The sequence below is a fragment of the Pedobacter sp. 10L46_2 genome, from assembly GCF_056395165.1.
In genome coordinates, this window is sequence record NZ_JBFTIZ010000004.1 from 20,272 (window position 1) to 44,441 (window position 24,170).

Genomic DNA, 24,170 nt, shown 5'->3' on the forward strand with positions numbered 1-24,170 from the left:
ATGAAAAACAACAACGAAGGACAGCGCAAAGCAATGCTGCAAGAGGTTATCGCCAGAAACATCAGCACGGTAATTCTGAAGCTGCAAACGCATTGGGCCAATGGAATGAACCGCTTGTTCAATTGCCTGCCGAGGAAAATAAAAATCGTCACGTTGCTGCTTGCGGCCATTCTCCTCACCGCATGGAACATTACACTGCTTGGTAACACTGGGCTAAAGGCTCAGCCCATTCCTCCTGTTCAAACAAAAAGTGCCCCCATCACCCAGACCCAGCCTTCGGACAGTCTGTTACTGATGGAAAAAATTTATGAATCACGTAAAAAACCACAGAAATGAATCAACTACTCAAATCCCCGGAATTTCTCAACAAACGCAGGTTCTTTACTTTCCTGCCTGTTATCATCGTGCCATTTGCCACACTCCTTTTCGTACTGCTAGGTGGCGGAAAAGGCATTACAAATCATGGAATTTCCACTACTGGCATCAATACCGAACTGCCCGACGCCAAAAACGACACGATAAAGCCGCTCAATAAGATGAGCTTTTATGAAAAGGCAACCGCCGATTCCAATCGACTCGCCCAGCAGTCTAAAACAGATCCTTATTATTCGTCAAATGGTTCAGCCGCCCCGCAGACATTTGACCAGGACCCTTTGCTGCTGAATGGGCATCGTCCTGAGCCTGGCGAGCTACAAGTCTATCAAAAGCTGGAACAGCTTAACAAGGTACTGAATCAGCCAGAGAAAAAATTTTCGGATACTACCTTAAAAAGCAATCCGGTTCCCGTAGCTGAAAACACTCATCAGCTCCAGCAACTGAGCGCGATGATGGACGCTGTGGAAGAAGAAAAACAAGAGGATCCCGAGCTCAGTCAACTCCAGCAACTACTGGAAAAGATCCAGGAGATTCAGCATCCGGAATTGCTGAAGGAGAAAACCCACCCAATTCTGCCCGAAGGCACTAAAATGACCTACACCGCCATTCCTGCCATCATTGCGAAAGACCAGAAGGTCAAACAAGGTACCGTGGTGGCCTTAAGGCTATTGGATTCAGCAGTATTGAATGGACAACACATCCCTAAAGGACATCAGGTTTATGGCAGCTGCGAAATCAGCAACCAGCGAATCAGCCTGCACATTAAAAGCATCGGGCTTGGCTATGCCATCATCCCTGTTGACCTGGTGGTATATGACCTGCAAGACAGTATGGAAGGCATCAATGCACCCGAAGCCGTAATTACGGATGCGCTCAAAGAGGGTTCCGATAATGCCATCCAGGGCCTGCAGCTCATGGGGATGGAGCAGAATCTAAGTACACAGATTGCCGGGGCAGGCATCACTACTGCCAAGGGATTGTTCGGAAAAAAAATAAAGCGCATCAAAGCAAGGCTCAAAGCCGGCTACCAGGTACTGTTAAAAGACAATCAATCACATTAATTAATTAAATCCAAAAATCATGAACAAGAAAAATGTAGAATTCCTGAAAGACCAGATCAAATACACTGGATTTGGTGAAGGCTATGAAAGCCAGCTGAATGAGAAGATCGGCAAAGAACTCAAAGAATTTCAACTCTTAAACCGCACAGAATTCGGCAATGATGTGGTGGTCTCCAGGTTGGATTTCAGTCGTTCAGAGTCAAGCGACCTGTACTTTTTTAACCGTTATGAACTCACATTCAGACCTCCGCACTCCCAAGAGCTGATGAGCCAAACCTTTCAAATCGGCAAGGAGAACAACATCACCCAGAAAGAGGCCTATAACCTGCTAAGCGGGAGATCCGTTTTCAAGGAGTACAGCAAAATGGAGAAAGACCTGATCCAGGACAAATACGTCACTACAGGTGAGAAATACAATGCCTGGACACAGCYGAACTTTAAGGAAACCGATAAATACGGAAACTACAAATTCCAGACTTTTGGGGACAATTATGGCTTTGATCTGCAGCAAGCATTGGAAAAATTGCCCATTGCAGAACTTGGGGACGAAACAACAGCTGCAAGACTGCTGCAATCGCTCCAAAAAGGTAACCTGCAATCGGTAAACTTCGTTGAAGATGGTCAATTGCAGCAGCATTTCCTGGCCGCCAATCCCCGATTTAAAAGTGTTGACGTATACGATATGAACCTGAATAAATTGTACCTCAACCAGCAACAGGGGAAAGAACAAATAAATTCCCAGGCAACATCCCTGGAAAACAAGACACCCAGACCCAGGGTAAAAAAGTCCGGTCCCACCATGTCTTAGCAAACAAGAATTCCAAACCGCTCACGCCAACACTGGCGTCAGCAAATCACAATATCCAAGAAAGAATGGAAGCAACAGTTATTTTAAAGCAATTTCTGGAAAAAATCGAACACGACCCACGAATCAGGACCACACACATTGCCGTTTACATGGCGCTTTATCGGCACTGGATTCAAAGCGATCACCCCGCTTTCATCCGGGTAAAAAGCAAGCAGCTCATGCCGCAGGCAAAAGTATCCAGCAGTGCAACCTGGCATAGCGCCATCAGGGCTCTGGATGAATATGGGTATATACTCTACCAGCCCAACTTCAATAGAATGAGTTGCAGCAAAGTAATGATGCTGGATTTCTCCACCGCACCCTAGTTTGAGATACATTTAGCGCAATTGTCCTCAGACTGTAAACGAGCCAAGCTGCTGTGACGGCCTCTGGAGCCGGGCTATGTCCTCTTAAAAAAGATATCAAAATGGTTTATTCCGTCAGCGCACACTTTTTATTGTTTCCGGTCCAGGACATCTTTGATTTTATTCGCATGTTCCATCAGCTCGGTAAGGTATGCCCAATTCTCCTTCTCAATGCAGGATTTGAATTTCCTGAGCTGAGTAATGTGTTCATTTAACACATCAAGTACGTTTTCCTTATTTTGTTTAAATATGGGCATCCACATGGCAGGACTACTTTTGGCCAGCCTTACTGTACTTTCGAAACCCGCACTGGCCAGTTCAAATATGGCATTTTCTTCTTTCTCTTTTTCCAGCACCGTATTGGCCAGGGCAAAGGAAGTAATATGGGAAATATGACTGACATAGGCCACATGTACATCATGATCCTTTCCGCCCATGTATACATTGTACATGCCAAGTAATTTATACAACCGTTCTACTGTTTCAAGAGCATCCTTATCGCTTTCCCCTGCATCACAAATGACGTTGGCCCGACCGTCGAACGCATCCAATGTTGCCGCTTCCGGGCCACTGAATTCTGTTCCCCACATGGGGTGCGTGGCGATATACCTTCCCCTATTCGCATGCCCCTTTACGGCCTCCAGAAGAGAGGTTTTAGTGGAACCGGTATCCAGTACAACCTGGTGTGTTACAAGATCTAAGATATGAGGTAGTAATTTCTCACATACGCTTACCGGAGCACTAAGTATAACCAGGTCGCTGCTTGCTATTGCGCTGTCCAGATCAGCCACTTCATCGACAATCCCAAGTTCCAGTGCCTTCTGCGTATGTGTCTGCTGATTATCCACTCCTATCACTTTTGAAGCGAAGCCCCTATGCTTTAACACCATGGCCATGGAACCGCCGATAAGTCCAAGACCTACAACTGCTATTTTCATCTGTTTAGGTATTTTTTTTATTGTGAGTATATGCGTTATTTATACGAGTTACTGATCCGGCCTATCGCCTGCTCAAACCTGGAAAGATCGCCACAAAGACTGATCCGGATGTACCGATTTCCCTGACTGCCAAATATGCCTCCCGGGGTCAGAAAAACATTTGCTCCGTAAAGGATTTCATCGCTAAGGGCATAAGCATCCGGGTAATGATCAGGTATTTTTGCCCAAACAAATAAACCAACCTGTTTAAGCTCATAGCTGCAGCCCAGAATATCAAGTATACGATATACCTTATCTCTCCTTTGCGAATAGATGCTGTTGATAGAATTGTACCAGTCAGTCCCAAGACTTAAAGCCTTTGCTGCCGCCATTTGCAGCGGCTGGAACATTCCGCTATCCATATTACTTTTAAACCTCAACACCTCTTCAACCCGTTCTTTTGATCCGCAAAGCATACCGATGCGCCAACCCGCCATATTATGAGATTTACTCAAGGAGTTCAGTTCCAGTACCACTTCTTTAGCACCAGGCACCTCCAAAAGGCTTACAGGATGATCATTTAGAATGAAGCTGTATGGATTATCATGTATCAGCAGGATTTGATTTTCTTTTGCAAAGCGTATCAGGTTTTCAAACATCCCGGCATTTACCTGCTGCCCGGTAGGCATGTGCGGATAATTCACGAACATTAGCTTCACCTTGCTCAAATCCGTAGCGGCCAGTGCCTGGAGATCGGGATACCAGTTTCGCTCCTCCTGTAAGAGATAAGTTACAGCTTTGCCTCCTGCCAGTTTAACTGCACTGGCATAAGTAGGGTAACCGGGATCCGGGATCAATGCTTCCTCACCCTCATTCAAATAAGTCATACAGATGTGCATGATCCCTTCTTTAGAGCCAATCAGGGGCAATACTTCGGTGTCAGGATCAAGCGTTACCCGATACCACTTTTGATACCAATCTGCAAAGGCCTGTCGCAATGCAGGTATGCCTTTGTATCCCTGATAACCATGTACACCTGGCTTTGCAGCCTCTTCCTGCAATGTCCTGATCACATCCGGATGTGGTGGGAGATCGGGACTCCCGATGCCTAAGTTAATGATGTTTTTGCCTTCTTTATTCAGGGATTCTATCTCCCTAAGTTTTTGGGAGAAGTAGTATTCACTAACCCCCTCCATTCTTTTTGCAATCATGATTAAAAATTACTTTTACCCCGAAACAGTGATAACCGAATTAATTCAGACAGTAAATATCTATAGATTCGTTTTGATGTTGATCTGTAAAAAACTGTTTTCTTTCAAGCCATAAAAATAGGTTTTTAATCGAGAAAATTAAGTCATAATTTTTACATAAGAAATTTCATATGAGTAAATTTAGTTGTATAGCTTTATCATAAAATTCAGCTACCCAATATTTCGATGAAAATCAATGCGAAGCCCTTATTGATCACGTTAACTTTAGGTATTTTAACTGCAATAGGCTCGATCTCCATTGACATCTATTTACCGGCATTTGGTGTAATGGCCAATTACTTTAAAGTACCAATTGTTCGTATTGAAGGTACCGTAACATTGTTTCTGTTCGGCATGTCCTTTGGCCAATTGTTTATTGGTCCCATGTCTGATGTGTGGGGCAGAAAAACCCCTTTAAGAGTGGGGTTAGCAGCGTATGTCCTTTGCAGCATTTGCTGCGTAATTACCAGTTCTTTCCCTGTATTTCTGACACTAAGGTTTATCCAGGGGCTTGCAGGAAGCGCTTGTCAGGTCATCTGCAGGGCATTGGTAGGTGATATTTATAAGGACAAAAATGCAGCCCATGTATTCACTGTTTTACAGATCATAATGGGGGTTTCGCCAATATTGTCGCCAATAGCCGGCGGGATGTTAGCCGAAGCATCCACCTGGAAATACCTATTTCTAATTATGGCAGTTGTTTCGGGAGCAGGACTAATAGGATGTTTAACTATTTTACCCGCAGGAAAACCTCCGGCTGCTGATAAAAAATTCTACCTTCCTGTCATATTCAAAAACTATATCTATTGCATAAAACATCCCGCATTTATTAATTATGCAATAGTAAGAGCCATTAGCAATAGCGCAGCATTCTCCTTTATTACGGCTTCGCCATTTATATTTACACAGATTTATGGGTTAAGCAAAAAGCAGTTCGGCTTTGTGTTTTCCGGTTTTGCGATAGGAATAATTGCTACCGGAATACTCAACACCAGACTGCTGAAACATTTTGAGGTTCAAAAAATCACAAAACTTGCAATGATGTGCCAATTGGTTACAGGTTTAATAATGATAATCGTATTATATTTTAATGGGCCTTTCGCTGTTTTATTGGCATTGATCTTTATATTTTTAGCTATGCTTGGCTTGATTCTACCCAACACTACTTCTTTATATATCGGAGCCATTCCATCATTCAGCGGATCAGCTTCTGCACTGGTAGGAGCCGTAAGTTACCTATCTGCTTTTTTGATCACATCAATACTAAGTATACTTTACAATGGTACAGCCTACCCCATGATCTTAATGATGTATTGTTGTGCCGTTGTGGCTTATTTATGTTTGCAGCATAAGCATCTGGAAAGGTAGTGACCTTAGGCAGTTCTATATTTCGATGGTGACAACTCGGTATGTTTCCGGAAAAAATTATTGAAATGCGAGGGTTCTTCAAAACCCAGACAATAGCTGATTTCAGAAATGTTCCAGTCTGTATGTTTCAACAACGCTTTAGCTTCGCTTGCAATCCTGTTTGCAATATAGTAGCTGGTCGTCTTCCCGGTCGTCTCTTTTATGGCCCTGTTAAGGTGGTTAACGTGAACGAACAGCCTTTCAGCAAAGTCTTTGGCCGAACGCATATTAAATCGTTGTTCAGCCGATACAATCGGAAACTGACGTTCCAGAAGCTCCGAAAATACAGCAGTAATTCTGGCATTGGCATCATTGGTATGATACAGGTTTTCGGTAGGCTCCAACTTTAGCGCATAATGGATCATTTCGGTTACATAATTCAACAACAGGTCCCGTTTGTATTTATAATCAGATTCCATTTCCTTGATGATCTTTTTAAAGATCACTGAAACTTCCTCTTTTTGCTGCTCATCAAGAATATAGCATGGTTTTCCACCAATGGTAAACATGGGGAGGTCATTTAAGCTACCTCTCAATTTTTCACTATAAAAGGCTTCTTTGAAAATACAAAAGAAGCCTCTATTTTCCTTCGATGCACATTCCATTTTATAGGGTACCTGCGGGTTGAAAAAGATGAGTGCAGTACCATCGATCTTTATCGTTTTGTCGGCATAATGATAAAGGTTGGATCCGGTAACCAGGCTGATCTTGAAAAAATCCCTACGTGCATATTCAACAGTTGAATTTCCTTCCGGAGTACTGATGTCTTCCAATACAAAGGCATTAAAATCGCCAATTGCTTTTTGTGCATCGCTGGCAACGCCTGCGAATTTGTGCCTGTAAAAATCTTCTAAAGTTTCTATTTCAGCCATATGTTTTTTACCTGATCAAAAATAAAGATATTCCTGCAATTAATAACCTGTTGTCAACCTGCTATTCAAAGCCGGTGGCCTTACCAATATATGCCAGCTGTTCCATTTCTTTTTGTACAAATGCTATCTTAGCGTTGGCAAATTCGTAGGCATCCTCACCAAGAAACAAATGAACCGGAGGGTTTTCCATGTCTGCTACGCTGATAAAGGCTGCAGCAGCTTTTTTCGGATCACCAGGTTGATTCCCGTTAATATCCTGTTCGTGGGCAGCCTGAACCGCTCGTACCTCAGCATACTCCTGCATTTGATTTGATGGTACATTTAGCGAGGAATCACTTAGAAAATTGGTCCTGAAATATCCTGGTGATACTACCGTTACTTTTACACCAAAATTTTTCACTTCTTCTCTCAATGATTCTGAGAAACCGTGAACTGCAAATTTTGTAGCACAGTAAATTCCAAAGCCTGGGAAAGCCCCTGTAAAACCCCCAATAGATGCGATGTTAAATATGTGCCCGGAACCTTGTTTACGCAGATATGGCATTGCTTTTCTAATCACATTTAAAGAACCAAAAACGTTAACATCAAAGTTTTGCCTGCTTTCCGCATCTGTCAATTCCTCAAGTGCGCCCGCTAAGCCATAGCCTGCATTGTTAACAATAACATCCACCGTCCCGAAGCGCGCAACCACCTGTTCGATTGCAGATGAAACATTTTCTTCATTCCTGATATCAACCGATAAGGGAAGAAAATTGTCATTTTCCTCACCTATCGCATTTTTTAAATCCTCAATGCTTCTTGAAGTTGCAGCTACTTTTTGTCCTTGTTCCAATAACTGTATTGCAAGTGCTAATCCTAACCCCTTCGAAGCTCCTGTAATGAACCATACTTTTTGAATTGTTTTATCCATGATTATTGCTTTTTAATTTATGTAAACAAAGGTAAGCCCTCATGGAAACGCAATGATTGCAGAGAACAAATGAATACTTGCAAAATTCAAACAATCGTCCTGTTACAAAATGAGATGGTGGAAGCACTCGGAATACTTAAAAAGGTAATCCAATAATGTTTATTGGATTACCTCATTTTCGGATTTAGTTAGGCAAAAGCAGTCTTCAGCTCATTACTCACCCGTACCTTTCTGTATCGGTTAAAAGCAATAAACAGTATGCCCATAACCAGAATCAAAGAAATGTTTGCTATCCCCAGTAAAGTCTGGCTTTTAACAGCATATAAATTTGCAAACCCATAGCTAAATACCGAGCTAACCATATACATGGCACCACCGGTAAGTCCGCTTGCAACACCTGCATTTTTTGAAAAGCGGCTAAGGCAATAACCATAAATGATGTTGAAAATAAAACCACCGCACATATGTATACAGATCGTGAAGCCTATCAATGTATAAATATTACTACCAAAAGGAACTGTCAATATCATAAGGAACACTAAACTCACCTGTACGATAAGAGCGGTAACAACCTTTTTAGCCAGGGGCTGTTTAATAAGCGATTTGGCAATGATCCCACCAGTCATGATAGAAAAACCAGATAACAATGAACTATAGCCCGTAGTAACAGCAGAATAACCAAATACACTTTCTATAATAAAGGGGCTCGACAAACTGTAAATAACCACCATGCCAAAGCAAATGCCAATAATCGCCAAACCAAGGATAAAATCGGGTGTTTTTAGCATGCCACTATAAGTCTGTGCAATTGACCTGATCTTAAACGGATAAAAATGTTTTAAAGATTCGCCGCTGTAGATGAGTTCCAAAATTAAAAATAGAAGCGACAACACACCAAGGAAATAGAAGTTAGATTGCCAGCCAAAGACACTTTGCAAGTATCCCCCTAAAAATGGCGCCATAATGGGAGCACATGCCCAGATAATGGCAAACAAGCTGATGTAATGCTTTAATTTATCTCCCGAATAGATATCAACAAAATAGGCACGCTTTCCTACTACAATAAAGGCAATGGTGATACCCTGAATAATACGCATTGCATAAATAACATAAATATTGGGTACAATGGCAATAACAAAACTGGTCAGCGAAAACAGTGCGAGTGATACAATACCGATCCTAAAACGTCCGAAGCTATCCAATATGCTTCCAATAAAAATCTGGCTTACGCCTATACTAAACATAAATAGTACCAACGAAAGCTGAATAGCGGATGCTGAAACATGCAAGTCTTTTGCCATCGCCGGAAGTGAAGGCAAATAAATATCTGTAGCAAATCCCGACAATGGAATCAACGACAGGGCTAGCACAGTACTAAATCCCTGGTGATTTTCTTTTAAAGTTTTCATTGTTTTCTGCTATCAATTGCTTCCGTGTGCGGCTTCAGAAACAGCTTTCCACTCTTCAAAGCTGGCCAGGCGTTCCTCATAAACTTTTCTTACCGAAGGATATGCAAATGACCCTAACAATAACCTCAGTGGTGGATGAGGTGCATCTACTAATTTAATTATGGCTTCTGCAGTGGCTGCTGGTTGTCCAAAAAAACCAGGAACGGACACCGCTTTCTGAAATGCATCTTTTACCGGACCATATATCTCCATTGGTTTTGCCTGAAAAGCCGACTCGCCGGACCAGTCTGTTGCATAGCCATTAGGCTCTACCAAAGAAACGTTAATGCCAAAGGCTTTCACTTCCAAAGCAAGTGTTTCAGTTAAACCTTCTACAGCAAATTTGGAAGCATTGTAAATCCCCAATACCGGAGCTGCTATTAAACCTAAATAACTTGATACCTGAATAATGTGTCCGGCCTTCTGCGCGCGCATAATCGGTAACACCGCTTGTGTTACCCAAAGCACGCCAAAGAAATTTGTTTCCATTTGGCTCCTTGCTTCTTGTTCAGAAGTTTCCTCAACGGCTCCAAACAGTCCATACCCAGCATTATTGATCAGTACATCAATTCTTCCAAAATGTTCCTTCGCCCTATTTACGGCTTCAACGCAGGCCTGGCGATCGTTAACATCCAATTGAACAGGCAATACCTGATCCCCAAATTGATCGCTCAGGCCCTGAAGCGCTTCGATGTTCCTTCCTGTAGCTACTACCCGATCACCACGTTTTAGAAATGCCTCTGCCCAGATTTTTCCAAATCCCCTGGAGGCTCCTGTGATTAAAATTACTTTTGACATTGTTTCTTATATTAATTGTTAAAACTCAGCACACAAAATAGACCAATCGGTCTTTAATTTGACAAAAAAATTATATTAAATACGACTCAAATTCAAGTTTGATGGCCTCGTGGATAATTCGCATTTGCTCATCACTTTCTAATACCCTTCTGAACAAAATAGCACCTTCAATCATGGCAAAAACTTTTATGCTAAAGTTCTTCGGATTCACCGTGGCTGATATTTCATGATGGGCAATACCATCAGATATGATATCAAAAAATCTTTTTTGCGAGGACCGGATTGCTTTCTTTACATATTCTTTCATATTAGGATGGGTATCATCAGACTCAACGCCAAAGTTCAGAATAGGGCAACCTCCCTCGGTGTTTTGAATCTCTGTATAGGCATCCAATAAATTTAAAAATTTTTCTTTCGCGGTTCCTCCACGCAACACAGCTCTATTCAATTGATCGGCAAGCTTCTCTGTCAGGTATAAAAAGGACGCTACACATATTTCATCCTTACTTTCGAAGTTTCCATAAATACCACCTTTGGCCAGTTTTGTTGCCTCCATGATGTCACTAAGCGAAGTACCGGCCATTCCTTTTCTGTTGATAATGGAAGCCGATTTCTCGATAATAAATTTCCTTGTCCGCTCTGCCTTATTCATTACTTAAATATTAGAGGAAGCAAAAATAAACCATTCGGTCTATTTTAACAAATGTTTTCATCTTTCTATTGTAAAATTGCTCATAAAATGGGTAATCCAGTAGTCTACGGACCATGCGCCACTCCCCTTAATGATAATGATAAGCAGGATTGATAAGAGCAATATAAAATATTCAATGCCTTCCCCCTTTTTCCTGCCAGTCCAGTTCATCGCCCAGCCATCAGGGGCGTGCACCACAATGGCCGCAGCAAAGATGATAAAATTACCTAGCGCGGCTACCCTGCCAAGGCATCCAATAATCAGTCCTATACTCCCCAATGTCTGGGCAACAATGACCAGACAGGCTATTAATACAGGAACCTTCTTAGCTTTAAAATCTGCTAGCGTTCCTTTAATGCCTATTCCTCCTCCCAATGGCGGAAACCATCCAAAGAGCTTTTGCATGCCATAAGGCAAAATGATTACGCCGGCCACCACCCTAAGGATGAGGGGAACATAATCATTGCCGGTATAAAAGATGCTGTCTATCATAAGGAGAGAATAAGCTAAAGTTAGCATATTAATTAATTTTCATTCGTTTCTCAAGATCATTTCCAAATGAATTATGATCTTGACTATTCTTGCTACCTTTAGTGTAAGATTGTTAAAACTACCCCTTCCAGAAATTATGTTGTCGAGTACGCTTATAGAAAAAGAGATTAAGGATTCCTTCTCTATCCATTTTTTTGCAGATAGACAATATGAACACCCATCGGCATCTCGGCTTGCTTATAACCGGATAATTCTTGTCAGTACCGGGCTTGGCACGCTAAAAATAGATGACCATACGTTTAAAATTTCATCGTCCGAACTTTTTCTAATTTCAAAAGGGCAGGTCGTAAATTTTAAAAAAGGCAGCAAATTTACTGGTTACGAGCTCAGTTTTGGTGATTGCTTTTGGGAAAAAGCTCCTTCAAGCGCCAATAATTGTAAGGCTGTACTGTTCAACAATGCCTCTGCAAACCAAATGCTCCCACTCATAAAAGAAGACCATGAAGAACTTAGTTCGCTGTTCAAATCTTTATGGAATGAATTCGCAAGAGAAGAATATATCAATAAGTTGGATGCAATGGCTGCCTATCTAAAAATTATCATGATAAAAATAGCTAACGTAAACGCATCCCTTGCAAGTGGAATCGACAATTATGAGAATCAGCTCTACAGACAGTTTATTGAATTGATAAGTGCACATTATCAAAGCTCACATGAGGTAGCAGAATACTCGAAACTTTTAGGTATTTCTGCCCGAAAACTGGCCGATCTATCAAAACGTTGCAGTGGTAGAGGAGCCAAGGAACTCATAAATGGACAGCTTATTGCAGAAGCAAAAAGGTCTTTACAGTTCTCCTCTATGCCAATTAAAGAAATTGCACTTCAATTGAACTTTGCAACGCCGGACCAGTTCAGTCATTTTTTTAAGAAGAACGTACAGGTATCGCCCAAAGATTACCGGATGCTTTTTACAAACCTTGGTAGGTGATCATCTAACCAATTACACATTTGCAGCTTTTAACATGTGATTAACGGATTTTAACATTCCCTATGCCATAAGACGGCGGTAACTTTGGGAAAACAAAAAGACGATGTCAGTTAATAAATTAAAAACGGTTGCAGGTATAAGCATTCCCGATAGCAGCATTGCCAATCAGGCAACAGAACTTTTATTAGAACATGGAACAGAATTCATCTACAATCACTCTTTAAGGGTATTTCTTTTTTCTTCTTTAAATGGAAAAAGAAACCAGCTAAAATATGATCAGGAGTTGTTATATGTGAGCTCGGTATTCCACGATTTAGGTTTAACACAACACTACAGCAGCCCTGATCTGCGTTTCGAAGTAGACGGAGCTAACGCCGCGCGCGATTTTCTTAAAAGTCATGGCCTACCGAAAGAATCTTTGCAGTTGGTTTGGGATACTATTGCTTTACATACTACGATAGGTATTGCAGAACACAAGGAACCCGAAGTAGCGCTGATGTATTCAGGCGTCGGCTTAGATGTAATGGGAGAAGGATATGAGCACCTCAGCGAAGAGAACAGAATTGAGATCATAAGTGCCTTTCCACGTAATGATTTCAAGAAAAACATCATCCCAACTTTTTTTAGTGGGTTTGAACATAAAACAGAGACCACTTTTGGTAATATCAAAGCTGATGTTTGTGCGTATATGACCCCAAATTTCCATCGTAAAAATTTCTGCGATTGCATTTTACATTCGCCATGGAATGATTAATAAGGGTCAATAATTATTGCTTTCACAATTGTGAAAGCAATAATATAACTAGTTGATATGCACGCTAGCTATTCCTTTTTCCAATGCATGATCCTGTATGCCTGGCAATGAGGTTCCTTCTGCACGAATTACGGTGATATCTGTCATCCCCAAAAAGCCCAGAATAGTTCTCATGTAAGGTTCAACATAGTCGATTGATTTTAGTGGCCCTTCTGAGTAAATCGCTCCTGAGGACAGGGCTATATAAACTTTTTTGTTCTTGACCAATCCCTCAGGGCCATTTTCATCGTATTTGAAAGTGAGGCCGGATCTGGCAATATGATCTATCCATGCTTTTAAAGAAGAGTGAATACTGTAATTGTAAATCGGAGCACCGATCACAATCACATCCGCTTCCATGATTTCTTTAATTGCTTCATCTGAATGTTTAACGGCTGCTAAGAGCTCTGGTGTTCTATTTTCAGCCGGCGTAAAAAAGGAAGCTAAATGCGATTCTTCCAGGTGTGGAAAGTGTTTTTCAAGGAGATTGCTTTCCTGAACGGTACTGTCTGGGTAAGCTGCCTTAATCTTTTCAACAATGGCGTTTCCTAATTTAATGCTAAAAGAGGCATCGCCTCTTGGACTTGATATAACATGCAATATCTTTTTCATGAATTTATGATTTATTGTTGTCAAATCTATATACATTTGCTTACAAAAGATTAGTAGTATACAAAAGGTTAGCACTAATATTTTGTTTAGTAAACTGTAAATCAATTAATTATGCACGAAACACTGCAGCCAACTTCAAATGAATGCACAAGCAGACTGGCTTCTATCTCTGACGCACTTTATGTGATTGGAGGGAAGTGGAAGCTTAGGGTTATAGTCTCACTTCGTGAGAACAATAAGCGGTTTAACGAGATCCAGCGAAGTGTTGAGGGGATATCTGCACGGGTGTTATCAGCTGAACTTAAAGAACTGGAAATAAATGGTTTTGTAAAAAGAGTGGTTCATCCGCAAACTCCAGTGGTGGTTGAATATCAGTTGACACCATATGCTGATACTTTAAGCGGTGTATTGGAAACCCTGTCCGATTGGGGGGCAATGCACCGAAATAAATTGAGAAGCGAACGCTAGAAAAGGAAGAACTGAAAAATTCTCCCTTTTCGTACTCCTTAAGTTGTCTGTCAGATATTATATTTTGATGCTATTCTTTTGGAAGACAGTTATCGATTCGGGTCGCTTTTTTATAAATCTCTTCTGCCGAGCTCTTCATAATTTCCTGACAGGTCAATTTTCCTGCCCTATTAAATTGAATATAGTTTATTTTTCCCTCCTCTACAGTAAATTTCAACGGTTGAGATTTCTTTCCAGTGGAGATTCCACCACTGGCTACAGAGACCGTATGATCACCAACAGCAATATCGTGAATAGAAAACTGTTTGTTCTTTATTTTACAAACCAGTTTATCATCAATATATACCCTATAGTTGATTAAGGAACCCTCATATCCCGTAGATCTTATAATATAGACCTGTCCCATTTTTTCCTGAGCCATGGCTTTTTGAGAGATTGAAAAAAAGAAAATCAGATAGATTAATACTTTAATTGTTTTCATAACGCAGCATTAAGATGTTAATAGATCTTATAAAATTACAAAAAACTATAATTAAAATCGTAGTTTGCTTTATAAACGCTAAGTGATATTAAATGAAAATAATCATTACCAATATTCTATTCCTGCTTGTTCCAACCTTCATTTTCAGTAACCAGTTAGCACCCAATATTGAAAAACTCGAATGCGAACAGCTTTCAAATCCAATAGCTATTGAGCATCAACATCCTGGGCTAAGCTGGCAAATGGCATCGGAGTATCGAGCAAATAGTCAAACGGCATACCGGATAATAGTGGCAAGCAGTATCTCTTTATTACAGCAAAATAAAGGTGATTATTGGGATAGTGGCAAGATAAATTCTGTAAACTCAACCCAGGTTTTCTACAAGGGTAAGCCCTTAGCGTCCAGAAAAAAGTTGTACTGGAAAGTGATGATTTGGGATGAAAAAAATATGGCCTCTAATTGGAGCCAGACAGCTTCGTGGTCTATGGGATTATTAAAAGCCGCAGACTGGCAAGGGAAATGGATTGGCGCCTTCGAAAATCCATTTCCCGATTCGGCGATTACTTATCCCTCTCCCTTTTTTCGTAAAGAATTCACAGCCGAAAAAAAAATAAAACAAGCTATAGTTCACATCAGTGGCCTGGGGTTTTATGAATTGTTTTTAAATGGAAGGAAAGTTGGGGACCAGGTGCTGGCTCCTGCGGTTACCAATTATGATAAAAGACCACTCAAGAAATTACTTTATCCTTATGATGATCAGTCTACCCAACGTGTGCTATATAACAGTTTCGATGTTACCAATTATCTGCTTCAAAAAAACAACGCGATTGGAATACAACTTGGCAATGGATGGTACAATCAACGAGATCGAAGGGTTGAAGGCGATATGTGGTACGATGCGCCAAGGTTAATTTTTCAACTTGAAATAGAATATGCAGACGGAAGTCGCAAAATCATCGGATCCGATAAAACCTGGAAAACAGCAAACGGGCCCTTATTGAAGGATGGTATTTTTACCGGGGAAAAATACGATGCACGATTAGAATTAGGAGAATGGAATAAAATCGGTTATTCCGATGTGCAGTGGAAACCGGCAATCTTAGTGCGTTCACCTACCGGTACTTTACACCCACAGCTAGCACCTTTTGATAAAATTACCAGAACGCTGATACCTGCTTTTGAGGGTAAAACAAAAGACTCTGTTTATTCCTATCATTTAGATGAAACGATATCAGGCTGGGCAGCAATAACTGTTCAAGGAAAAGCAGGCAGTCGGATTAAAATCAGGTATATCAGCGAGGAAGGTGATGATTATGGTCAGTTCGACAGCTACGTCTTGAAAGGGAAAGGGATAGAAAACTGGGAGCCAAAATTTACATGGCATGCTTTCAGAAGAATTGAATTAATTACCCAGGATGTAAGCCTTGACAAGGAGAGTTTAAAAATAAAAGAAGTCCACACGGATGTAAAATCAAATGGAAACTTCGAATGTTCAAACCCATTTTTAAATAAGATAAATACAGCCTATATCAAAACACAAAATGCAAACTTCCATGGAAGTATCAGCAGCGATTGTCCTCATAGAGAAAGACTAGGCTATACAGGAGATGGGCAGGTGATCATAGAAAGTTCCATTCTCACCTATGATATGCGTCAGTTTTATCGCAAATGGTTCAACGATATGGACGATGCCAGAAATAAAAAAACCGGATTTGTTACGCACACAGCCCCTTTTGGCGGTGGCGGAGGTGGGCCGGCTTGGGGGTCGGCCTATGTAATTATGCCCTGGACCTATTTTTCTTATTATGGAGATACCACAGTTTTGGCCGAGCATTATACCGGCATGAAACAATGGGTGGAATACCTGCAAACCAGAACCGACAAAGACGGATTAATAACCAGAGAAGAACCTAACGGATGGTGTTTAGGAGATTGGTGTACGCCCAACAATATTCAAATTCCGGCACCTTTGGTTAACACAGCCTACTTTTATCATGTTACCAATATCATGACAAAAGTGGCAAAGACATTGGGTAAAAATGATGATTCTCAAAAATTTGAGAACCTTGCAAATGAAATAAAAACAAATTTCAATAAAGCGTACTATAACACCTCCAAACAAACCTACTGGGAAGGCAGGCAGGGTGCTGATGTATTTGCCCTAGCTTTTGACCTGGTACCAAAGGAGAACTATGAGATCGTTTTCAACTCGTTACTAGCGCATCTAAAGGAAATTAATTACCATTTTGATACAGGTATTTTAGGAACTCCCCTGCTGATAAAAGTGCTTTCACAAAATAACCGGGATGATATTGCCTACCAAATTATGAATCAAAAAGATTCCCCGGGCTTTGGTTATTTACTGGACAGCAAAAACAGCACTTTATGGGAATCGTGGAATGGCGATGGCTCCAGGTGCCACCCTATGTTTGGAAGCGTGGTGGAATGGTTTTATTCAGGTATTGCAGGGATAAAAGTTGATCCGGCAAGTGTGGGTATGAAACATTTTTTAATTCAGCCAAAACTTATAACCGATTTAAATTATTGCAAATCCTCATACAATAGTTCATTTGGGAAAATACGTTCAGAATGGAAACGAGATAATGGAAAGCTGCAGGTATTGATTGAGGTCCCTAAAAATAGTTCAGCAACTTTTGTTTTACCTGCAAATAAAACGAAGATAAAGTATGATTCCGGACAAAGCACTTTCGCAAAAGAAACCAACAATAAATATCAGATCGAATTTCAATCAGGTGTATATAGCTTTGAGATAATATAAAAACAGCTTTGTTCTTAGATTGATATTCAACTAAATTTTAATTATTTTACGATATGAAATTACTATTAACGCTCTTATGTACTGTCATTTACCTTACTGGCTTGGCTCAGGAAAAATCACAATCAGATACGACCGTATATGAATTTACGGTCGTTCAGGTAATGCCTAAATTTAAAGGTGGCATGAAAAAGTTTTATGAAGCGGTAAATGCTAACCTGGAATACCCTAAAGGCGCCAAGGAGGCTGGAATTAAAGGCCGGGTATTTTTGTCATTCATCGTTGAATTGGATGGACGTATATCTAACATCAAAGTTGATAGAAAACTTGGTCATGGCTGTGATGAAGCTGCAGTAGCGGCAGTTCAAAAAACATCGTTTACTGAACCAGCCTATTACAAGGACAAACCAGTGCGTATGTTGCTAAACATGCCTGTTGGCTTTGGTATTTAATCCAGCAGTTGAATTTTTCTATTCCACTTTATCTGGGCTTCTTTATCTGCACCATGATTGGTTTCTTCATCATATTGATGCTGCAGTTTTTCGAACTCCTGATAAAACTTCTTGTAATTGGCTTTGATCTCATTCTTATAATTTTTGGTGTAATGGCTCCCATTTAGGGCATCCTGAACCTTCTTTCCAATAAAGAACCCGATAACAATGTGCCCCTGTTCATGAGCGATTAACTGATCTAAATTCTCATTTTTTATTCTCGATTTGTCGAGGTAACTCCGGGAACTGTTAGGACTGATCGTCAGGGCGACCTTTACTTTCACATCTTTTGAACGTCGCGTACCCTCTATGTTAAAACCGTAACTGTAATCGATATAGGTCATGCTTGCAAAGGATGTATTATTGGGCACAGGACCTTTGAAAAAGCTAATGTCAATTACCGGAATGTCTTTAGAAATATTGCTTTGCGCAAAAGAATGCGCCTGCGCCAAAAGCAAAAGAATAAATACAGATCTTTTTAGCAAAGAAACAAAGGGGAAAAATAACTTGATATCCATAGGAGATTACCATTATGATGACGCTCAATAAGGCCAATAATGATGCCAGTCATCTTTCACCTTTTTCCAACCATCACTAAACACAAACCGAAAGCTGGCTACTTCTGATAAACACGTACATAATCAACTTCAAAACGGTTGGCGAATTTGGTGTTTTCAAGCCCACCTCCATTGGTACCTCCCATGGCCAGGTTCAACAGCATGTAATGAGGTTGTTTAAATGGATGTGTATTACTGCCATCTTTATTGTAAAGACTATCCATATCTACTTTAATCAGCAGCTGCTCATCTATATATAAGGCGATGTCTTTTTCTGTCCAGTCCATTCGCCAGATATGGAATTTTGAGACCCATTCGGGTCCACCCAATTCTATGATGGACTTGGAATTGCTGTGCCATTCCGCCTGATATTTTTTTGAAGTCCCAACAGCAATATTGGCCAGTAATTTCCCTCTGTAATATTCCATCATGTCTATTTCGCCATTGGAAGGCCATTCTCCGGATACACCGAGCGTCCACCATGCCGGCCAAAGCCCGGAGCTTACATCAATTTTACCCCGCATCACAAAACGACCATATTGCCAGGAATGTTTACCGGCGGTTTTTATGCTTGACGAAGTATATTCCGCATTTTCTCGGTTACTTCTCCAATCCCCGGATTCCTTTTTAAAACCTGGGTTAGGTCTGGTTTCCTTTCTTCCTTCAATAACAAGCAGCCCGTTTTCACACCAGGCATTATCCTGTTGATACCATTGGGCTTCTTCGTTGCGTACAAAGCCCTGCTCGTGCGTCCAACTTGTAGCATCAGGTTTACCATTGTTGTTAAATTCATCTGCCCAGACCAATTTATAACCTTCTTTTGTGTAAATCGATTCCGGATCCGCTTTCTGCGCGGATACATTTACCGTTCCGCCAAGGGCAAAAGCAAAAAGGATGCAAGTCATTTTATTTACCATATTCATTTCTAATACAAGTGATATGCATCCCTTAAGGTAATCATTCTGAGTTTTATTCCAACATTTTAACCCATTCTATAGAAAAATTCGTCGGCTACGATTTTACCATCTTTAACTTCATACACACAAATCTCGCTCATCGGCATTCTACCATGCTCTTTATAGGTGGCGTCTATATCCATAACTATAGAAAAATGGTTGTCCGCAACAAGCGGATCTGAGGTCGATGCACTATGAATTTCTGCTACGCTTTGTTCCCAATGCAACGTTTTATTTTTAACGGCCTCCTTGCCTTCCGTCAATTCCATCGGAGATCCTTTCGGCTCTTTACTAACTACATTGTCTGCATACAGTTCATCAATGGCCTCTGCGTGCTTGCCTTCACGGCAAAGCTGTACTAATTTGTCAGCTACTTCCTGAGTATTCATACGATTATATTTAAGTTATCTCTAAGTTATTACAAATCTGCCTTTTAATTGTTTCCCAAATGTTACGTTTGGGTTATTTTGGCAGTGATCGGAAATAAAAACCAGAATGCTGTAGATGGAGCTTTTTTATAAAGATTTGATAACAATCTATTCAGAAAAACTTTTGCTGATCGAATCCAGATAAGTTTCATTGTTGGACCGTTTGAAAACAATGTCCTTACATTGGTTGAATTGAACGAATGCTTTTAAAGCTTGAACAAACTTTTCAATAATGCGCTGCTCAAGATCCACGGATTCAAAATGGATGTTATGAACGATCAGCATTTTTTGTTTGCGGTCGGCTTTGGCATCCATCCTTGCGATAAAAGTTTCCCCTGCCAGTACAGGAAGTGAAAAATAACCGTACAGGCGTTTAGGGGCAGGCACAAAACATTCGATCTGGTAATCGAAATTAAAAAAGTCCTTTAAGCGGTGACGGAAGACATTGAGGATGTCGAAGGGCGAAAGAATGAAAACATCGTTGGAAAGTTTAACGTTAATTTCCTGATCGGGGAGCATATAGAGCGGGCCTTTCAAGCCTTCTACAATTACCATTTTTACTTTTCCTTCCTGAATAATTTTTTCCAGTTCCTTTTTAACCAGGTTGCCTTTCACACGACGGGCACGCCAGGCCATTTCCTTGGCAGAACAGATACCCAGTGCGCCTAGAGTGCGATAGATCACAAAACGAGCGTATTCCTCATCTGTAGGCATGCTGAGGTCTGTTTCCTCCGGCACTAAGTTAAAGGGTAAATCATAGGTTTTCTGAAAGGCTTTGGTCCGGCTGATCATCAATTTGCCGTTCAGGTAAAGTCTTTCCAAGGCAACCTTAGCGGGTCTCCAGTCCCACCAGCCGGAGCTTGCTGCTAAGCGGTCGTTCTCGAAATCTCCAACCATTAGCGCCCCTTCCCTTTCCACCCGGTCCAGAATCTGTGTCATTAAATTAACTTCCGGCTTAGTGAGCGGTTTTCCTTGTGTTTCAAAGGCCTTTTTTACAGGCAGGGAAAAGCGGAAATCCCCCATCGGAAGATAACCTGCATCTGAGCTGAAGTATTCATAAATTCGGCCATCCTCGCTAAGGTTGGCCAGCCATTCTGTTTGATAATCCGGTATACGTGCAGCCATCACATGATGATGGGCACGTTCCACAACATAATTTGTATCCAACTGCACAAAACCGAGATGATCAATTACGTTATAAACAGCTTCTACTCCAGTTCCGAATTGTGCTTTTCGGGCGAGCCCGGCGGCATCAAGGATGATCTTCCGTGCCTGTGACTGGGTAAGGACAATAGATTCCATCTAAAACCTTAAAGCTGATAATCAAAATGCACCACATCCTCCTGGATCCCACCCGTCGACCGGTAAAAGTCGATAGCATGCTGGTCTGCAAGATCGGCCTGCACAAAAACAAACTTACATCCATGCCCCTTGCAAAACGACTTGAGCTCCTCTATTAGCCTCCTGCCAACACCTTTGCGCTGCCATGCTACTTCAACAGCCAAATCGTATATATAAACTTCAGGGGCAGCATAATATATGGAAGGCATCATGTAAGCTGTCATTCCACCAACTACGTTTTCATAATCGTCAAGCGCACTAAAAAAAACGATCTGCTGATTTTCCAGCAAGGTTTGCAAATAGGCAACCGATGGCATTTCAAAATTCTGCATTTCAAATACCCGCTCATATACCCCAACCAGGGCCAATAGCTGTTTGATATCTGAAGATTCTAATTTCCGATAAGTAATTTTCATAAACGTATAACGTAAATTCCCGGACTACCCACCAAGATACTAATACATTTCTATYTTGAGATGATTTCAGGACTGCTGATTGTTTTAATGATAAACCTGTTTGTCAGTTCATTTTCATCAGGAAATCCGCAATCAAATTTAATGGTATGCTTTCCAGACTTAAGGCGTGGAATGGGCTGTTTTAATGCAATTTCGTTCTTAAAACTCCCCTTATTATCATAAATTTTAAGAGTTGTTCCATTGCATACAACTGAGTTTCCTGCTTCATATTCGCCCGGCAATTCAAGTTTAAAATATCCATCTAATTCAATCCACGGATTACTGATTACACCTTCTTTTCCCATAAAAGTAAGGGTAAAATTTAAGGGTTGTTCTGCATTACCATTTACAAACTGCCATTCCGAAAAGGTTGGTTGTCCAGGCTGAAGCACCTGCTTAGTATGTTCAAATTTGAATTTTTTAAATGGATATAGTTTCCAACCCTGGTTATTATGTTCCAGATGAAAATCGTTTTCCGGATTCTTTAATCTTGTCAATTGATCAGGAGAGAAAATTTTCTTTTTATAAGCATCCTGCCAAAGCTTGATCAGAGCTAATAGCTGAGTAGTATTTGGATTTTTTTGCAAATTTTTATAGCGTGCAACCAAAGCAAAACCTGCATGGTAACCGGCAGCTCTTGCCATCATCCATTCGATGTCATCTGCCGTTGTTGTTGAAGAAAGTAAAAACCATCCCAGCATATTAGGCATGTAATTTCTTTCCAAAAAAGGTTGGTTTTCCAAACGAAAATCTCCCTGGGATTCACGAAATCCGCCATACCATGGTTCTCCCCAGTTCCAATAATGACAAATATGCCAATAATAATGACTGGAACGACTTGTGCCGTTAACCAAGGTCTGCTTGGTATCCTTGAAAACCTTTTCGGCAAAAGCCTGCATACCATAATCACCTTCCCCCGAGGATAGACATCCTTCATGACCATCAAAATCCATTTGGCTAACCCCAGTTTCAGTAAAAAAACGACCTAAAATCCCTGCAATTTCCTGTTGAAGGCTAAAATTTGTAAAAAGCGTGTTATAGGGATAATCCATCATCATCCCTACTGCTGCCCCTTTTTCCTGAGCGGATGCTTTTGTTCCATAAGCACCTCGCTGGCAATCCAACAATTTGAATGGGCGTTCTGATGTCACTTCACGGAAACGGATAATTTCTTCACCGATTTGAACAGCATGTAATGTACTTGGCTTTATGTTCTTAAAATACTCATTAGATTCAACAACAATTTCAGTAGCAGACGATGTGATGTTTTCTGTTAGGATGGAGGAACCAGTTAAAGCAAGGCGCTTGTCGGGCAGCGGTGTAACATAAGGATCATTCGTATTGATAAAATTACTAAGTGTGTGTACACCTATACGAATCCCTTTTTTTGATGCTTTATCAACACAAACTTTCATTCCCGCATTCCCATTTGGGAAACTTGCAGGATTTAAAACAAAATGGCCCCAGGATTGAAACGGACTTTCATGGTAAACGGACATGAGTTCTGCCTGTTTTGCATAATTCAATAAGGTATCTATATTACTTTCATCAAAATCCGTAATCATGTAGGCCCTCCCGGTTTCAGGGGACTGTTTATGCCAAACCCCGTTAATCAATGGATGTGGAAGCCCCTCGGCAAGCTCAATTGTTCCAATACGAGATAGCACTTGATTTTCGGAACATCCAAAAAGGGCAATCTTTGAACCTATTGTAGTTTCATTGGGTATTGCATTAACCGGCATATTCGGATATTGATTCCAAACCGTGATTTTGCGGTCTTTTGATCGATCCAGACTGAATGCCTGTAAACTACTCCCATAGGACTGACTAACCGCCACCGAACCTCGCGAATAATCCGCCCCTTCAGCATTTTTTAAAACACCTCCAATGGTTTTTACGTTTAATGATTGAAGCCCGATCGCATATTCACCATCACGTACCACCCCAACCACTTCTCCAATCGTTTGCCCAATAATAGTTGGATATGCGCCCCAGACAACTGCATTTACTTTATCTTTTGTGTTCAAACGAATTAATTCGAAAACAAGGTGGGTTTTCTTTTGGACAACTTTTATTTCTGCGGAAACCTTGGCCTTCATAAAATTCAGGATAATGACACCTGATTTACTATTAAATACAGCTTGAGCCGGCTCTTCCCATTCCTCGGCGACACGAACACTTAATAAAGGGGCCTTTTCTCCGATAGCAAGGTAATTTTTTCCAGTCTTAGGATTTAGCATTGCGGCGACCTGACCAGTCTGGGAAATGCTGAGGCTCAGATCGTCTGTTTTTAGATTGATTTGCTGCGCAGATGCATTAAAAAATTGGACCAAAAGTGTAAAAATAACCAGGACTGTTTTTTTCATGAATAAAAAGGAATCTAATTTATA

The 24,170-nt window shown here is 40.9% G+C and carries 26 protein-coding genes; 10 read left to right on the forward strand and 16 right to left on the reverse strand.

Going from position 1 to position 24,170, the window contains the following annotated elements:
• From AC1DDX_RS01040 to AC1DDX_RS01055, 4 genes are all read left to right on the forward strand, one after another.
• Entirely contained in the window at positions 1 to 336 is a 336-nt protein-coding gene (locus AC1DDX_RS01040) for a hypothetical protein (protein ID WP_288879740.1), read from the forward strand.
• A complete protein-coding gene (gene traM / locus AC1DDX_RS01045) occupies positions 333 to 1,436 on the forward strand; it encodes a conjugative transposon protein TraM (protein WP_477611791.1) in 1,104 nt (367 codons plus the stop codon). The genes AC1DDX_RS01040 and traM overlap by 4 nt, the downstream gene beginning before the upstream one ends.
• Positions 1,437 to 1,455: 19 nt before the next feature.
• Entirely contained in the window at positions 1,456 to 2,244 is a 789-nt protein-coding gene (locus AC1DDX_RS01050; protein ID WP_477621714.1) for a hypothetical protein, read from the forward strand.
• Between the two features lie 65 nt (positions 2,245 to 2,309).
• Positions 2,310 to 2,609, forward strand: a complete 300-nt coding sequence (locus AC1DDX_RS01055; RefSeq protein ID WP_172660865.1) for a hypothetical protein — start codon at positions 2,310 to 2,312, stop codon at positions 2,607 to 2,609.
• Positions 2,610 to 2,737: 128 nt separating this feature from the next.
• Here the strand turns inward: AC1DDX_RS01055 and AC1DDX_RS01060 are convergent, their stop codons facing one another.
• Together AC1DDX_RS01060 and AC1DDX_RS01065 are read right to left on the reverse strand one after the other, a co-directional pair.
• Positions 2,738 to 3,586, reverse strand: coding sequence for a prephenate dehydrogenase (locus tag AC1DDX_RS01060; RefSeq protein WP_172660866.1), 849 nt, complete (start codon positions 3,584 to 3,586; stop codon positions 2,738 to 2,740).
• A 35-nt stretch (positions 3,587 to 3,621) separates the two neighbouring features.
• Positions 3,622 to 4,776 carry a pyridoxal phosphate-dependent aminotransferase gene (locus AC1DDX_RS01065; RefSeq protein ID WP_172660867.1) on the reverse strand — a complete coding sequence of 385 codons (1,155 nt, stop codon included), beginning with the start codon at positions 4,774 to 4,776 and terminating at the stop codon, positions 3,622 to 3,624.
• 225 nt (positions 4,777 to 5,001) lie between these two features.
• Between AC1DDX_RS01065 and AC1DDX_RS01070 the strand changes: the two genes are divergently transcribed.
• Positions 5,002 to 6,183, forward strand: a complete 1,182-nt coding sequence (locus AC1DDX_RS01070) for a multidrug effflux MFS transporter (protein ID WP_172660868.1) — start codon at positions 5,002 to 5,004, stop codon at positions 6,181 to 6,183.
• 5 nt (positions 6,184 to 6,188) lie between these two features.
• Here the strand turns inward: AC1DDX_RS01070 and AC1DDX_RS01075 are convergent, their stop codons facing one another.
• The 6 genes from AC1DDX_RS01075 to AC1DDX_RS01100 form a co-directional block, all read right to left on the reverse strand.
• Positions 6,189 to 7,094, reverse strand: a complete 906-nt coding sequence (locus tag AC1DDX_RS01075; RefSeq protein ID WP_172660869.1) for a helix-turn-helix domain-containing protein — start codon at positions 7,092 to 7,094, stop codon at positions 6,189 to 6,191.
• A 61-nt stretch (positions 7,095 to 7,155) separates the two neighbouring features.
• The gene (locus AC1DDX_RS01080) at positions 7,156 to 8,004 is read right to left on the reverse strand and encodes an SDR family oxidoreductase (protein ID WP_337715782.1); all 849 of its coding nucleotides are present in this window, start codon (positions 8,002 to 8,004) and stop codon (positions 7,156 to 7,158) included.
• 188 nt (positions 8,005 to 8,192) lie between these two features.
• A complete protein-coding gene (locus tag AC1DDX_RS01085; protein WP_337715784.1) occupies positions 8,193 to 9,413 on the reverse strand; it encodes an MFS transporter in 1,221 nt (406 codons plus the stop codon).
• Between the two features lie 12 nt (positions 9,414 to 9,425).
• Positions 9,426 to 10,250, reverse strand: coding sequence for an SDR family NAD(P)-dependent oxidoreductase (locus AC1DDX_RS01090; protein ID WP_337715785.1), 825 nt, complete (start codon positions 10,248 to 10,250; stop codon positions 9,426 to 9,428).
• A 70-nt stretch (positions 10,251 to 10,320) separates the two neighbouring features.
• Positions 10,321 to 10,902 (reverse strand): TetR/AcrR family transcriptional regulator, encoded by a 582-nt coding sequence (locus AC1DDX_RS01095; RefSeq protein ID WP_172660873.1) that lies wholly within the window; start codon positions 10,900 to 10,902, stop codon positions 10,321 to 10,323.
• A gap of 57 nt (positions 10,903 to 10,959) precedes the next feature.
• Complete coding sequence (locus AC1DDX_RS01100; protein WP_337715787.1) at positions 10,960 to 11,433, reverse strand: DoxX family protein; 474 nt, start codon at positions 11,431 to 11,433, stop codon at positions 10,960 to 10,962.
• A 73-nt stretch (positions 11,434 to 11,506) separates the two neighbouring features.
• Between AC1DDX_RS01100 and AC1DDX_RS01105 the strand changes: the two genes are divergently transcribed.
• Together AC1DDX_RS01105 and AC1DDX_RS01110 are read left to right on the forward strand one after the other, a co-directional pair.
• Positions 11,507 to 12,421: an AraC family transcriptional regulator gene (locus tag AC1DDX_RS01105; protein WP_337715789.1), complete on the forward strand. Its 915-nt coding sequence runs from the start codon at positions 11,507 to 11,509 to the stop codon at positions 12,419 to 12,421.
• Between the two features lie 103 nt (positions 12,422 to 12,524).
• Entirely contained in the window at positions 12,525 to 13,175 is a 651-nt protein-coding gene (locus AC1DDX_RS01110) for an HD domain-containing protein (RefSeq protein WP_337715791.1), read from the forward strand.
• Positions 13,176 to 13,223: 48 nt separating this feature from the next.
• On the opposite strand, the gene AC1DDX_RS01115 is transcribed toward AC1DDX_RS01110, so the two are convergent.
• Positions 13,224 to 13,826 (reverse strand): FMN-dependent NADH-azoreductase, encoded by a 603-nt coding sequence (locus AC1DDX_RS01115; protein WP_172660877.1) that lies wholly within the window; start codon positions 13,824 to 13,826, stop codon positions 13,224 to 13,226.
• Between the two features lie 111 nt (positions 13,827 to 13,937).
• Between AC1DDX_RS01115 and AC1DDX_RS01120 the strand changes: the two genes are divergently transcribed.
• Complete coding sequence (locus tag AC1DDX_RS01120) at positions 13,938 to 14,294, forward strand: winged helix-turn-helix transcriptional regulator (RefSeq protein ID WP_172660878.1); 357 nt, start codon at positions 13,938 to 13,940, stop codon at positions 14,292 to 14,294.
• Positions 14,295 to 14,364: 70 nt separating this feature from the next.
• On the opposite strand, the gene AC1DDX_RS01125 is transcribed toward AC1DDX_RS01120, so the two are convergent.
• The gene (locus AC1DDX_RS01125; protein ID WP_172660879.1) at positions 14,365 to 14,775 is read right to left on the reverse strand and encodes a DUF2846 domain-containing protein; all 411 of its coding nucleotides are present in this window, start codon (positions 14,773 to 14,775) and stop codon (positions 14,365 to 14,367) included.
• Between the two features lie 92 nt (positions 14,776 to 14,867).
• Between AC1DDX_RS01125 and AC1DDX_RS01130 the strand changes: the two genes are divergently transcribed.
• Positions 14,868 to 17,555, forward strand: a complete 2,688-nt coding sequence (locus tag AC1DDX_RS01130; RefSeq protein WP_337715793.1) for a family 78 glycoside hydrolase catalytic domain — start codon at positions 14,868 to 14,870, stop codon at positions 17,553 to 17,555.
• A 53-nt stretch (positions 17,556 to 17,608) separates the two neighbouring features.
• Positions 17,609 to 18,004, forward strand: a complete 396-nt coding sequence (locus AC1DDX_RS01135; protein ID WP_172660881.1) for an energy transducer TonB — start codon at positions 17,609 to 17,611, stop codon at positions 18,002 to 18,004.
• On the opposite strand, the gene AC1DDX_RS01140 is transcribed toward AC1DDX_RS01135, so the two are convergent.
• The 6 genes from AC1DDX_RS01140 to AC1DDX_RS01165 form a co-directional block, all read right to left on the reverse strand.
• Entirely contained in the window at positions 18,001 to 18,561 is a 561-nt protein-coding gene (locus AC1DDX_RS01140) for a DUF922 domain-containing protein (protein ID WP_337715795.1), read from the reverse strand. The genes AC1DDX_RS01135 and AC1DDX_RS01140 overlap by 4 nt on opposite strands.
• A 98-nt stretch (positions 18,562 to 18,659) precedes the next feature.
• On the reverse strand, positions 18,660 to 19,505 hold the full coding sequence (locus tag AC1DDX_RS01145; RefSeq protein WP_477611792.1) for a glycoside hydrolase family 16 protein: 846 nt from the start codon (positions 19,503 to 19,505) through the stop codon (positions 18,660 to 18,662).
• 77 nt (positions 19,506 to 19,582) lie between these two features.
• Complete coding sequence (locus tag AC1DDX_RS01150; RefSeq protein WP_172660884.1) at positions 19,583 to 19,945, reverse strand: nuclear transport factor 2 family protein; 363 nt, start codon at positions 19,943 to 19,945, stop codon at positions 19,583 to 19,585.
• 147 nt (positions 19,946 to 20,092) lie between these two features.
• Positions 20,093 to 21,286, reverse strand: coding sequence for a winged helix-turn-helix domain-containing protein (locus AC1DDX_RS01155; RefSeq protein ID WP_337715797.1), 1,194 nt, complete (start codon positions 21,284 to 21,286; stop codon positions 20,093 to 20,095).
• An 8-nt stretch (positions 21,287 to 21,294) separates the two neighbouring features.
• Entirely contained in the window at positions 21,295 to 21,741 is a 447-nt protein-coding gene (locus AC1DDX_RS01160) for a GNAT family N-acetyltransferase (RefSeq protein WP_337715799.1), read from the reverse strand.
• A gap of 50 nt (positions 21,742 to 21,791) precedes the next feature.
• Entirely contained in the window at positions 21,792 to 24,146 is a 2,355-nt protein-coding gene (locus AC1DDX_RS01165; RefSeq protein WP_477621715.1) for a hypothetical protein, read from the reverse strand.
• Positions 24,147 to 24,170 lie beyond the last annotated feature (24 nt).